This is a genomic window from Bacteroidetes bacterium endosymbiont of Geopemphigus sp. (genome assembly GCF_002904345.1).
In the GTDB taxonomy this organism is placed as follows: domain Bacteria; phylum Bacteroidota; class Bacteroidia; order Flavobacteriales; family Blattabacteriaceae; genus GSPS2-BC2016.
Map to the genome: position 1 here is coordinate 1 of NZ_PEIH01000005.1, position 13,421 is coordinate 13,421.

10 protein-coding genes, 1 tRNA gene and 1 pseudogene are annotated in these 13,421 nt (G+C 34.7%); 4 read left to right on the forward strand and 8 right to left on the reverse strand.

Annotated features, from left to right (window positions below):
• Positions 1 to 219 precede the first annotated feature (219 nt).
• From CS842_RS01280 to idi, 3 genes are all read right to left on the reverse strand, one after another.
• A complete protein-coding gene (locus CS842_RS01280) occupies positions 220 to 417 on the reverse strand; it encodes a hypothetical protein (protein WP_103327030.1) in 198 nt (65 codons plus the stop codon).
• Positions 418 to 990: 573 nt separating this feature from the next.
• Positions 991 to 1,410 (reverse strand): 6-pyruvoyl trahydropterin synthase family protein, encoded by a 420-nt coding sequence (locus CS842_RS01285; protein ID WP_103327032.1) that lies wholly within the window; start codon positions 1,408 to 1,410, stop codon positions 991 to 993.
• Positions 1,407 to 1,931, reverse strand: a complete 525-nt coding sequence (idi, locus tag CS842_RS01290; protein WP_103327035.1) for an isopentenyl-diphosphate Delta-isomerase — start codon at positions 1,929 to 1,931, stop codon at positions 1,407 to 1,409. Before idi ends, CS842_RS01285 begins: the two co-directional genes overlap by 4 nt.
• A gap of 68 nt (positions 1,932 to 1,999) precedes the next feature.
• Here idi and CS842_RS01295 point away from each other — a divergent pair, with 68 nt between their 5' ends.
• Positions 2,000 to 3,229: a cation:proton antiporter domain-containing protein gene (locus tag CS842_RS01295; protein ID WP_103327038.1), complete on the forward strand. Its 1,230-nt coding sequence runs from the start codon at positions 2,000 to 2,002 to the stop codon at positions 3,227 to 3,229.
• 543 nt (positions 3,230 to 3,772) lie between these two features.
• Positions 3,773 to 3,952, forward strand: a complete 180-nt coding sequence (locus CS842_RS06465; protein WP_146037422.1) for a PspC domain-containing protein — start codon at positions 3,773 to 3,775, stop codon at positions 3,950 to 3,952.
• Positions 3,953 to 4,415: 463 nt separating this feature from the next.
• Here CS842_RS06465 and CS842_RS07725 read toward each other — a convergent pair whose 3' ends face one another.
• Together CS842_RS07725 and CS842_RS07730 are read right to left on the reverse strand one after the other, a co-directional pair.
• Positions 4,416 to 4,610 carry an ankyrin repeat domain-containing protein gene (locus tag CS842_RS07725; RefSeq protein ID WP_103327997.1) on the reverse strand — a complete coding sequence of 65 codons (195 nt, stop codon included), beginning with the start codon at positions 4,608 to 4,610 and terminating at the stop codon, positions 4,416 to 4,418.
• Between the two features lie 233 nt (positions 4,611 to 4,843).
• Positions 4,844 to 5,373 (reverse strand): annotated as a pseudogene (locus tag CS842_RS07730) (transposase); the annotation flags it as partial.
• A gap of 1,287 nt (positions 5,374 to 6,660) precedes the next feature.
• Between CS842_RS07730 and CS842_RS01320 the strand changes: the two are divergent.
• On the forward strand, positions 6,661 to 7,344 hold the full coding sequence (locus tag CS842_RS01320; RefSeq protein ID WP_103327042.1) for an SDR family NAD(P)-dependent oxidoreductase: 684 nt from the start codon (positions 6,661 to 6,663) through the stop codon (positions 7,342 to 7,344).
• 995 nt (positions 7,345 to 8,339) lie between these two features.
• A tRNA-Leu gene (locus CS842_RS01325) sits at positions 8,340 to 8,423 on the forward strand.
• A gap of 876 nt (positions 8,424 to 9,299) precedes the next feature.
• Here CS842_RS01325 and CS842_RS01330 read toward each other — a convergent pair.
• From CS842_RS01330 to CS842_RS01340, 3 genes are all read right to left on the reverse strand, one after another.
• Positions 9,300 to 10,916 carry a dihydrolipoyl dehydrogenase family protein gene (locus tag CS842_RS01330; RefSeq protein ID WP_103327045.1) on the reverse strand — a complete coding sequence of 539 codons (1,617 nt, stop codon included), beginning with the start codon at positions 10,914 to 10,916 and terminating at the stop codon, positions 9,300 to 9,302.
• A 65-nt stretch (positions 10,917 to 10,981) separates the two neighbouring features.
• Positions 10,982 to 11,977 (reverse strand): pyruvate dehydrogenase (acetyl-transferring) E1 component subunit alpha, encoded by a 996-nt coding sequence (gene pdhA, locus CS842_RS01335; RefSeq protein WP_103327047.1) that lies wholly within the window; start codon positions 11,975 to 11,977, stop codon positions 10,982 to 10,984.
• Positions 11,978 to 12,061: 84 nt separating this feature from the next.
• Positions 12,062 to 13,354 (reverse strand): UDP-N-acetylmuramoyl-tripeptide--D-alanyl-D-alanine ligase, encoded by a 1,293-nt coding sequence (locus CS842_RS01340; protein ID WP_103327050.1) that lies wholly within the window; start codon positions 13,352 to 13,354, stop codon positions 12,062 to 12,064.
• Positions 13,355 to 13,421: the final 67 nt, after the last annotated feature.

The following is a 13,421-nucleotide window of genomic DNA, read 5'->3' on the forward strand; positions in this document are numbered from 1 at the left end:
CTGTTTACACACTTCGTGGGATAGTGCTACGAGAGTTTTGAGTTTTCTTTCTGCGTAATTCGATAAATCACATTAGAATCCCTGATGTTTGCGATAAACATGAATATAAGATGTATAGATGATTTTCAGTTTATAGATGAATTAGGTATTCGTTTTTCTAGCAAACTACTAGAATCTTAATTATTAATCTTTTATTTTTAATAAAAAACGCTCTACCTCCTAAAGTACAAAGGCAGCGCGTCCAGCGCTATGGTGATGATAGTGGCGAGCATACCCCGTTTGACCCTTTAAATTCTCTTCCATCTTAAGCTGTACATTTAGAGTGGCGTCTTTAAGTTCGCACTTAACCTCTACCTTATCCACTTCGTTTTTAACATTAGCGATATCTTCACTAAGTTTTGATTCCACCTTAGCCATATCTTTCTTGGTGGCGAGATAACTGTATTTTGTTCTCTATCTGAGCGGGTATGGTATCTTCTAAATAGGCTTGTAAGGATATCTGCTTCTTCCTTTCCTATCTTCTTAGCAAGAGAGTTGTGCACATCGATAACGTAGGTTCTTCTGGCTTTAGCTGTGGTTATAGTTTCCAAAACTAAAAAAAGATAAGCGAAAATCTAAGGAAAATATAAAAAACTTTTAAGTTTTTGTTTCTCTTCTTTGTCGCTTTGTTTTATAATCAATAGGCTGCCTATATCGGACTGTTTTGGTAGTAAGCTTTTTCTCTCTAGAGTTCGTCTTTAAACCACTTTAGAGGTCTTTGTCTTTATCGGGGTGATAAATATAGATAACATGACCTCCATAAAGGATTCGTTCACTTTCAAAGTGGCATGGGTTAAGATAGTATGGTAGTAGCCCTTCCTTAAGAGATTAGGCTTTAATGTGTTGTTTAATCAGGTGTTAGTACAGTATAGTCAAAAACTATAAATGACATTATAAAATTTCTAAATTGAAACTACCAATAAAGCACGATTGTTTTTACAGATCAGAGGATTAAAAATGGGAGTCACCGGAATATTCAGCGAAATTTCTTTCAGTTTCGTATAAAACTGCTTTCAGTGAAATTTCCTTAGGAATTCTGTTTCTCAACTTTTCCCATATAAATATAACGATATTCTCGGTAGAGGGGTTTACATAACGAAAATACTCCACATCTTTATTGAAATATTTGTGATCGAAAAGCATTTCTATTTCTTCGTAAATAATTCGTTTAAGGTCCTCGATACTAAAGACGAAACCTGTTTGTGAATCTGGAATCCCTCTGAGGCTTACGATAAGCTCATAATTATGTCCATGGGGATGGATACAATTTCCAAAAATTTCAGTATTCTTTTCTTTTGACCATTGAGAATTGAATAAATGATGTGCAGCGCAGAAATGTGCTTTTCTACTAAGGGTAACTCTTCGGTTCATAAAATCAGTTCATTTAAATGTTGTTCGAGGATAATTTTAAGCCATACAGCATATTTTTCCGGGAATTCCCTGATAGCTTCTCGAAGCTCATCTAAAGGGATCCATTTCCAGGAAGCAATTTCCTGATTATTGGGTAAGGGAACATCATTGTAATTCCCAACAAAAACATGATCGAATTCATGTTCGGTGAGGCTATTGTCAAGCTTAGCTTTATAGGTGAAATAGAATTCTTTCCGTAAAACGCAATCAAAACCCATTTCCTCTTTTAACCGACGATGAGCAGCTACTTCAGTGCTTTCTTCCTTATATGGATGGCTGCAAGCAGTATTGGCCCAAAGCAAGCTCGAGTGATATTTTTCAAGAGAGCGTTGCTGTATCATCAAATGACCCTGGTTATTGAAAATAAATACGGAAATGGCTCGGTGTAGGTTTCCAACCTTGTGAGCCTGTAATTTTTCCATAAAGCCAAGAGGCTGATCTTTAGAATCTACCAATATGACTTGCTCCTGATCTTGTTGCATCTAAAATTTTTACTTGCTCAAATGTAATCAATATGGGTTAATTTTGATCCTTCACCAAATACGGCTACATGAACTATAGTATATTAATTTCCCTTTTCTGCCTACTTATCATCGCCTCGTATCTTTTTGATATGGTAGCTCGAAAAACCAAATTTCCCTCGGTGATTTTACTGATCCTTTCAGGTATGGCACTCAAAGTTTTAGCGAAATCCTTTAATTATGAAATTCCGGAGCCTTTTATGAAAGAAATTTTACCTAGTTTGGGAAATATAGGTTTGATATTAATAGTTCTTGAAGGTGCACTCGAGCTCAAAATAACCTCTAAGAAAAAAAATCTGATTATACGAAGCCTTTTAGCGGCCTTGATGATTTTGATCTTCACTTCTTTAGCCATAGCCTACGGCTTTTATTTATTTTCAGACTACAAAGTCCCTTTTCTTATATGCGTGCAACACTCGGTTCCTTTTGGAGTGATAAGCAGCGCGGTAGCTATCCCAAGCGTCCGTGCTTTGAAAAAATCAAAGAAAGAATTTATTATCTATGAATCGACTTTTTCAGATATCTGGGGAATCATTTTGTTTAACTTTATCGTTAGTAACGATAGTATACAGCTTAAAGCTTTCGGACAACTTGGGATGGATATTTTTTTAGTATTTATCGCTTCGCTGGTAGTTACTTACCTTTTACTACAGCTAATAGCCAGAATCAGCCATCACGTGAAATTTTTCCTGATTCTTTCGATTCTCATCCTTACCTTCCTCATCGGAAAGTATTACCATCTCTCTACCTTGATCATCATATTTTTCTTCGGACTATTTCTAAAAAATGCCCAGCGTATCGTTCCTGAAAAAATCAAACGTTATGTTCCTATTGAAAAAGCGGAAGAGGATTTGCAACAATTTTTTGTATTGACCGCTGAAAGCGCTTTTTTAATTCGTACTTTTTTCTTTTTATTTTTTGGATTTTCAATTGATCTTGAGCGGATTACTCATTTGGATGCTTATTTATATGGGGGCGTTATTTTGTTGATCATCTCTGCTGTCAGAGGGATTTATCTGGGCTTTACCCAGCCGCGCAAGCTGATGCCGGAATTTTTCATATCACCAAGAGGTTTGATAAGTATTCTATTGTTTCTGCAATTCTATGAACATCTGAGCGCACGCAATCAACTTGATTTTTTGTTGGTGAAAGAGAATACTTTATTGATCGTTATTTTAGGTTCTATGCTTATGATGATGATAGGTGTTGTAAGATCTGAGACATATTCTACTAAAAATAATAAAGCCCCACAAGACTGATCTTAGAGCTTTTTATTTTTTGATAACACTTTACACATATTACTATGCTTTTCATGGCAGTTAAATTTTAATATGTATATGCATTACATATTACTAGGCTATGAATATGTAGAACACTAAATCGCAGATGAGAAAAGAAATTTTAGAATTTTGTATTCTTGAGCATCCTCAGGCATGACGAAGCTTATACTTCAAATATAGGAATATTAAAGCTCAACTTCTGGTCGTTGAGGGCACTGTATATCTTTTGCTAAATCGTCAGAAATATTGCATTACCGCTGGAAAGAATCTTTATCTAGACCTCCCAGAAAATATTACTCTCTAACAAAAAAAGATCAACAAACATTGAAAGAATTACAGAATACCTGGGAAGAATCATATCGATCTATTATTGAACTCACTAAAAAAACATATCATGAATAAGATTGTATAGGTAAAGGAAATCATATATGATGCTGAATAACAAATCTCAGAGCCGATCAAAGCAGAATTCCAAGAGAGGAAATCGGTTACAAAAGAGGATGTGGAAAAATTATCCATGAGATGGGAAGGACCGAAACTTATGGAGATGAAGATGAAAAAACTAAACATCAAAAAATATTTGTACAAACTTCTTCAGGATCAAAAAAGCTCTTTAGAAATAAAGACGATAAATACATTGCAGGGATGTGTATGGGTTCGCTGTTTACTCAGGTATTCATGTATTTTTGGTGTGCTTATTAGTTATATTTTTTTCACACCTCTGCATTCCGTACTCATTTACATCGTGTTTTGGGTACTTTTGCCTTGTGCAAAAAACACCTTTGATAAAGTTCGTATGTATGGAAAACCTATAAATTTTGATACTATAAAAGATTCTTTTCAGGAAAGCTTTTCTGAAGAACCCCAAGCAGGTTTAAAAAATTCAACTAATAAAATTGCGAATTTCTTGTATAAAATATTTAAAAGTATTCTGCTATTTTTCCAAAAAAAATATTTATAATATTAATTATCATAGGTATTTTTACTGTCGGTATATTGGTTTACTGATGTTAAGGAACATAAGAAAAAATAACAGAAATTAGGCTATAAAAGGCGCAAATTCTAAAAGACAGAACATAAGGTGAGACCATAGCTTTTCAACCACAATTTGAAACCTTACAAAAAAGAAATGGGGTTTGGTGATCATCATCCTTTAGTTTCTTTATCAACTTCCTTTATTAAGAAGAAGCTTTATAATCTCTGTATTTCGGATAAAAACCGTGACATCAAGCGGAGTTTTTCCAGTATCGTCTTTAACCTCTATATTAGCACCTCTCTCAAGAAGAGTTTTGATGGCTTCCGCATTAATATTATTAACTGCCCAATGAAGCGGAGTTTCTGAAAAACAACTTTTACCTATTTACATCATCCCTTTCCGCTATGATAGTCTTTATAAACTCTGTTTTGTTCTTTTGAGTAAAAAAATCAAGTGGGGTGATTGCGCAACCTTATATCTTTTTGATTGAAATGACGAACAAATCGGTGTTTCGCCCCAAAATGGTTTTTAACCTCTGTATCAGCTCCCGCCGGCTACAAGAGCTTTGATTGTCTCTACCTGGACTTTGCAGGCGGCCAAGTGAAGTGAGGTGGATCAATCGTTTTATTAATCACCTTTGAGCTCTCATGTACTTTAATTCCGTCGAAGCAAATAATCAGATATTTACTCTCCAAGGACCTGTTCTTCCAGGTCGTCACTTTAATGGCTAGAGCATTGGTAATTCGCGATATGGCGGAGGTAGATATATCAAAATTAAATTATAAATTTTCTTGATTTACTCTTCTATATCGTTTACAATCATTCCTTTAGCGTAAAACGAGATGATAATGTTTTCCAAGTCCTCTATGATATTATGTCTTTTGGGAACAAGTACAGGGCTCAATGCTACCCTATCTATCTTGAGGAACTTATATTTGATTTTCTTTAAATGATAATTTTATTTTCTTACTTGCATGCCCGACGTTACGGTAATTTCCTGTGGTTGTTTTGTGATGCTTTTGATTATCTAAATGCGCATCTAACTCTACGTTCAGCATATTTTCTACTCTTTAAAAAACGAACTTAAATCTTCCGCGTTTTTAAGTGAATTACACACAAAAGATCTGCGTAGATTATAATCTATAATATATCAAAAAAATTAATTTTTATAATGATAATTGTGTAAAACAATAATTTAAAAGATATATATTTGTGTTTTTAAACAAAAAATATATCAGTACTTCAGTATAAGACACCTCTACTTTTAGTAGCAACATAACCTCATAAAAATAAAAAACTAAAGAATACATACCCTCTGAGCAAATAAAAATTCACATAGGATAGAATTATGGGCTAATTTTTGAGCAAATTGTTTCTAGGAGTACTTTTGATAAATTCAATTCCCATTTTTGGCAGCGTCGTTTATTATTTATATCCTCTTTAAAATAGTCAAATAGCTAAACTAAATGAATCTTTCATATACAAATGATTTTTCTATGGGATACTTTTCCGGATTTAAAAAACATTTTTTGATTTTAGGAATTAATATTCAGCAAGTAACGAATTTTTAATAAATGTTTTAAGCAAAAATGGCTCTAGAAAATCCACTTTGATGAAAAGTTTACTCGGCTTTCAGCTCGGTTTGTCAGGAGAATCTTTTCTGTAAGGAGAAAATCTATCTTTTATGTCTCCTTCAAAAAAATCTCGATACATGAGTCGCTCTGTCCGGAAAAGCATATAAACCATCTGCTTTGACAATATTACGAGCCGGTAAGTTCATGTCGTATACCCCCCCTTAGGGTATATTTTATTGAACTTGATATACAAGATCGGTACGTTATATAATAATCCTTAGAGCTTATCAAGTTCTCTGATATAAAAAGCGAAAATTTATGAACTAAGTAATGGAGAATGTCAATGCACTATGATTGCTTGTATTCTTGGCCCGGGAAACTTCAATCCTTCTGTTGGATGAACCAACAATTCATTTAGATGTACCTTTATTCAAACTATCTTAACTTTTAATTCGCTTAGCATATATTAGTATAGAATGCATTTTGATCTTTAACTATGAAGTGGAACTGAGACTGCAATGCTCGAATTATATTTTGTAGTTTCATTGAACCATACAGTCTAACATATTAAACTGAATTACTTAAATAAACTTCGTATGGGAAAATCTTTTTTGATTCTTCTCTGGATATATATATTTCAAAAAATAGATTCTTTAAAAAAGTTTCGTTTAAGATTAGTGGAGAATTTCCGTAATGTCTAAGACGCTTTTTAGTCAGAAATACTATAAAAATCGACCTGACGCAGCTGTTCAAATACAGGTAGGCAGGGAAAAATAGAGATCTATCATGATAGAAAATTTAACTATAGAAGGTTTATCTGCTTTAAAAAAATATTTTTAAAATATTAAAGAAATCTCACAATGAGCAAACGAGTAATTATCACAGGAGCTGGACGGGGTATAGGTTATGCCTTGTTCAAAAATTTTTTAGACAATAGACATGAAGTATTAGGAATTTCAAGGGATATTCATCATTTATCCTTGCTCTCAGATATACCACAAAAGCATATATTGTCTTTAGATCTCACAAAAATTTCTTCTTATGAGCGAATTCTTGAAGCAATCCCGCATTGGGATCGTGTAGATATATTGATCAACAATGCAGGCTATCTCATTCGGAAACCTTTTAAAAATTTAAGTGACGGAGATTTTGAGTATTCTTTTAGCCTGAACACTCTTGCCCCCATACGAATGATCCGTATTTTAACCCCCCTGATGAGTCGCAGCAGTCACATCGTTAATATCAGTACCATAGGTGCTGTGCAGGGGAGCAAAAAATTTCCCGGTTTGGCTGCTTATACCACTTCGAAAGCAGCGCTTTGCAATCTTACAGAACTTCTCTCTGAAGAGTTCAAATCTGACGGGCCTATAATCAATTGTTTGGCTTTAGGTTCAGTTCAGACGGAGATGCTGGCGCAGGCCTTCCCGAATTATAAGGCATCTTTAATCCCTGAGGAAATAGCTGACTACATCTATAGGTTTTCACTGGAAGGACAAAAGTTTTACAATGGAAAAGTCTTGTCCGTTTCAATAGCTACACCTTAGTTTTAACAATAAAATTCTCCGAAAGTAAATCGTTATGTTTTCTTAAAAAAATATATAATTTTTATACTTATATAATATAGTTGTTATTTTTAAAAATTTAGCGATTTTAAATCTATAATTATATAAAAAATTTTTTTTTATTTCTTCTTTTAGCAGCAGTTTTTTTTGGGAATTTACTTTACCGAAAGTAAACTAGCTATAGATGGAATCGATCCGATATTGGTTACCTCAGAAAGGTTTCTCATCGCTTGAGTTTTTCTTATGACTCGGTTCATCAAAAGAGCCGATTATAAATAATAAAAAATTGCTGAAAAAAATTTTGGTTAGTTCATTTTTATACATCCAGGTAATTTTTTGTTGCAGTTTATAGATATGAGTTATACCTTATCCTCGCTAGTTTTTCAGCGCTCGCCGTTATAGCGATTGTTATGTGTAATCTTTTGATTATTAGCTACTTTAATTGTTTTTTGATTTTTCCCATTATAGCGTTAGGCTTCTGGTTTAAAATTTTGAGTGATATAATAAAAATTGTAAAAAAAGAGTTGTATACTTCTATTATAATTATCCTTAAAATGATTTTACTGCTGACTTTTTATTTTTAGTACGTAACTGGCATGTTTACTGGAGTTTTTCAAATTTTTTCGCTTTGGTTTATTTGGGTATAAATTGTAGTTTGCTTTCCAGCCTTTTTTGGAACAAAGGAATGACAGGGATGGAAAAAGCAATAAGGGGGACTCTTTTTTATCGCTAGAACCTGTTTTTGGGGTGATTTTAGGGTTTTTCTATTTGCATGAGCCTATTAAGTCGTTGGGGAATTCTTGGTTAATTTATTAGTTTTATCTTCTATACTTATTATTTCTATGAGAGATTTTATAAACACTTCGACAAACAAACAGTCCGTCGACTAAATTTTCAGATTTAAATCTTTCCTTCCGTTTCCTTGACTATTTATTGATATTCTTGTTAAAATAAAATAGCTTTGCAAGGCATTTGAAGCCCACGTGGTGAAATTGGTAGACACGCCATCTTGAGGGGGTGGTATTCGAAAGGATGTGCTGGTTCGAATCCAGTCGTGGGCACAAACTCTAGGCTATAACCTTTTTGGTTTTTATATAACGAAATTTTTGTTCCCTATATAGTATAGGTAAAGAAATAATTCATCTGATTTCTAACCCAGACAAGTTTTATAAGCATGTTCTTCTGCTATGCAGAAGAACAAATTATTTTTTTTAAAAGGTATCTTTATAGCATGTTTATATCATATAGGTTATATATTATGGTGGATAAAAAATCCATTAAAACTATTTACTTTTTAAAAATAAAAAACTGTATAGACAATTCTAATTCAATAAAATATATCAAGTTTTATGACAAATTAATATTATAATTATATGAAATATAATTATAAATTATCATATATAAATTCAAGAACACTTCAATTGATCTTTTTCGAGATTGTCAATGAGAGTCTTAATTTTAAACCTTGCTAAAGAGCTAGTTTAATAATCATTTTCATGCATCAATTATATAAATATTTTTAATATGGTGCCTTCTGAAATACTAGAATCTCTGTTGATTAATCTACAAACGAATGTACAACAACTCTCAAGAGACATAGGATTGAAATCACCGAAAATTTTTATAATATCCGAAACGTATCCTCAAGTATTATTCTTAAAGATCATCTCTTTTTTACCCCCGTAAAGGATTTGATGACGATCATTTCCACGCCGTGGAAGATAGTTTATTTTATAAATAAAAAAGAATCAGGTATAAAAAAGCGCTAAAATATATTATAATCAAATCCTAATTAGATAGTATTATTAATTGCAACAGGTTTTATTAAAAACATTGCCTTCGTTTAGATCAGAATCTCTCCATAACCACTATACTTTTTTACAAAAAGGCTCTATAAAATTTTTCTTTACTAAAAAGTAATTTTTTAAAGAAAATTTTTAAGCGATCATCACAACGGGGTTTTCCAGAAGCTTCTTAAGCTCTTGTAAATAAGCGCTTCCCGTAGCTCCATCTACTGTACGATGATCGCAAGCCAGGCTGAGCTTCATAAGGTTTCTAGGAATAATTTGAGCATTTTTTACAACAGGTTTTTCTAAAATAGCCCCTACCGAGAGTATACAAGAATTGGGCTGATTGATAATGGAAGTAAAAGTTTCTATACCGAACATTCCGAGATTAGAAATGGTAAAAGTGCTTCCTTCCATTTCTTGTGTTTGCATTTTATGCACTCGGGCACGGCCGGCTTTATCTTTCACCTCGGCAGATATTTCGCGAAGGTTTTTTTGGTCAGCCTGTAGGATCACCGGAACTAATAAACCATCTTCAACAGCCACAGCGACACCAATGTTAATGTCCCCATGATAAATAATTTTATCTTCCTGCCAAGAAGTATTGATCTGAGGGTGCATTTTTAAAGCCATGGCAGCTGCCTTGATCACCAGATCGTTAAAAGATATTTTCCCATATTTTAAATTCTCATTAATGGCTTTTCTTGACTGAACGGCATTTTGCATATCCACCTCTATCATCAAATAATAATGTGGAGCGGCAAACTTAGATTCACTCAGACGTTTGGAAATAATTTTACGCATAGATGAATTAGGGACCTCGCGAGATTTCGGTGAAGAAATTACCCGAGAAGGTAGAGTTTGCGTAAGAGTTAGATTTTGAATTTTCTGAGTGGCTTGGGGCTGATAGTTTTCTAGATCCTTTTTTACAATGCGACCGTTTTCACCACTTCCCTTGATCTCAGCTAGTGAAATAGATCTTTCCTGCGCTATTTTTTTAGCCAAGGGCGAAGCGAAAATTCGTGTGCCGTCATTTGCGGAAATGGCCTGATTCTTATCTTTAGATGCGTTATTTTTTTCTGCGGTAAGAGATGAAAAATCGATCTGAGCTTGATTTGCATCATTCTTTTTTCCTATAGAACTTAGTAGTATATTCGTCATATCTATCCTTTGAGGGCCTATGACAGCTAATACAGTATCTATAGCGGCGCTCTTACCCTCAGGTACACCCAGGTATAATAGATAGCCGTCATATTCTGATTCAAATTCCTGAACGGCCTTATCCGTTTCGATCTCAGCAAGCAAATCACCTTCAGAAACTTTATCTCCGGTTTGTTTATGCCATTTTACCACAGTGCCTTCTTCCATCGTATCGCTCAGACGGGGCATGGTGATAACCTCTAATCCTTTGGGAAGATCTTTTGCTTTAGAAGCCGGAGATGTTTCAAATTTCTTATTTGCTGTATTTACTGATGATTCTTGACCTGGTTGTACCGAATTGCCCGAGAGCAATTCAGAGATATCTTCTCCTTTTTTTCCTATGACAGCCAATACAGTATTTACAGCGGCGCTCTTACCCTCAGGTACGCCCAGATGTAATAGATAGCCGTCATATTCTGATTCAAATTCCTGAACGGCCTTATCCGTTTCGATCTCAGCAAGCAAATCACCTTCAGAAACTTTATCTCCGGTTTGTTTATGCCATTTTACTACAGTGCCCTCTTCCATTGTATCGCTTAGACGGGGCATGGTGATCAGTTCTGCCATGTGCTTTTTCTGTTTCTATATTTCCTTTAAGTATAGCTTTAAATGATTTATTATTTTAGTTTTTACTATATTCTACCCCAGAAAGGATAATTTTTCTGCTCATACACCAAATCGTACATCTGCTCAAGTGGAGGAAAATCAGAATCCTCAGCAAAACGAACACATTCCTCTACCCTTTCTTTGGCTTGCTCTTCTATAATACTGAGTTGACTTTCGTCAGCCCATTGATTTTTCAACAAAAGATCTCTTGTTTTTAAAATAGGATCTTGTTTTTTGTATTGCTCGATTTCATCTTTATTTCGATAAGGTTCCGCATCCGACATAGAATGACCTCTGTATCGATAAGTTTTAATTTCCAAAAAGGTAGGCCCCTTACTTGATCTAGCCCGATCGATAGCTTCATAGGAAGCTTCAGCTACTTTTACCGGATCCATGCCATCTACCGGAGCTGAAGGCATATCATAAGACAAGCCAATTTTATAAATATCTTGTAAGTTGGTGGTTCGCTCTACAGAAGTACCCATAGCATATTGGTTGTTTTCACAGATAAAAACCACTGGGAGTTTCCATGTCATTGCTAAATTAAAAGTCTCATGAAGCGATCCCTGACGAACAGCGCCATCCCCCATAAGGGTAAGCGTTACGGCACCTCTGTTGAAATAATTATCGGCAAAAGCAACACCCGCTCCTAAAGGAATTTGCCCGCCAACGATGCCATGCCCTCCATAAAAACGATGTTCTTTACTGAAAATATGCATAGAGCCCCCCATGCCATGCGAGGTGCCCGTTACTTTCCCAAAGAGCTCGGCCATGATTTTTTTAGGGTCTACGCCCATGGCCATAGACAAAATATGGCAGCGATAGGCGGTAATTATGCGATCTTTGCTCATATCCATAGCGTGTGTTAAGCCCGCAGGGATAGCTTCTTCTCCGTTATATAAGTGCAAAAATCCTCTTATCTTTTGTTTAAGATACAGAGAACGACATTTATCTTCAAACCTTCTCCAAAAAGACATATCGGTAAACCACTGCACATAGGTGTCCTTGGTAATTTTCTTCATTTTAAATAAAAATAACTTAAAGCATATAATGGATCGGGATATAAAGTTAATCCTTATCCCACGTTTTCACAAAAATATGTTTTTCTAAAGAAGAGGGACTAATTTTTCAAGAGCCAGTTTTCGTGAACCTTTGATTAAAAGGTGATCTGTAGGTATAGGATGTATTTTTAAAAAATTTTCCAACACTTGGCGATGAGGAAAATATCGTATCCTGTCTTCTTGAATTTTAACCTTTGAAAAATTAGGACCTATCAAAAAAAATTGCGATATATCGGTATTTTGTAGCCTTTTAACGATTTGTAGATGTGCCTGAGTTGAGTAAACCCCAAGCTCGAGCATGTCTCCCAGTATAGCGGTTTTAGTACCTTTTAGACGTTCAAAATGAGCAATGGCTGCTTCCATGCTACTTGGATTGGCGTTATAAGCATCTAAAAAAACATGCAACGAACCTTTTTTAAAGTATTGAGAGCGATTGTTATCGGGATAATAACTCTCCAAAGCCATTTTAATTTCTTGAGCTGAAACTTTAAAACGATCAGCTATAGCGATAGCTGCAGAGAGATTTATGAAATTATAAACACCCGTTAAATGGCTTTGAATAGGTGTCTTTTTAAAAGACAAGTATACACCCTGAGAGTTATCGGTCAATAATTTTACACAAATACCCATGTTTTCATTTTTAGAAAAGAAATAACGCGAAATACCCTGACTTTTTTGCATTTGAAGAGGATCATCGGCATATACAAAAGCTGTTTTTTTATGCAATCTTAAATAGTCATAGAGTTCAGATTTAGCTCGTATAACCCCTTCTCTTCCACCAAATCCTTCTAGATGCGCGCTGCCGAAATTAGTGATATAACCATAATCGGGTCGCGCGATATGAGAAAGCATTGCGATTTCACCCAAATGGTTTGCGCCCATCTCAATCACGGCTATTTTATGAGCTTTACAAAGTTTTAAAAGCGTAAGCGGCAAGCCGATATGATTATTTAGATTACCCTGGGTAAAAAGCGTTTTATATTTCTTAGAAAGTACTCTCGCAATCAACTCCTTAGTGGTAGTCTTTCCATTGCTTCCGGTAATAGCAATCACGGGCAAATCCAATCGACTTCGATGATAAGCAGCTAATTGCTGAAGCGCACAAACGGTATCCTTGACGTAAAAAACACGCTCTGGAAAATGTGAAACAAAGTGAATATCGTCCGTAACGACGGCATGCGCGCCTTTAGCGAGCGCTTCCTCTGTAAAATGATTTCCATCAAATCTATCTCCCCTTAAAGCAAAAAAAAGCCCCTTATCTACTATACACCGACTATCTGTGAATACAGAGGTGCTCTCTAGGAATACTTCATATAAAGCCTCTGTATCAGTATACATTGATAAGTATTAAAGTGTATTAAAGTGTTTTAAAGAGAATAATAAAATCGAACTTTTAGTGATGTCC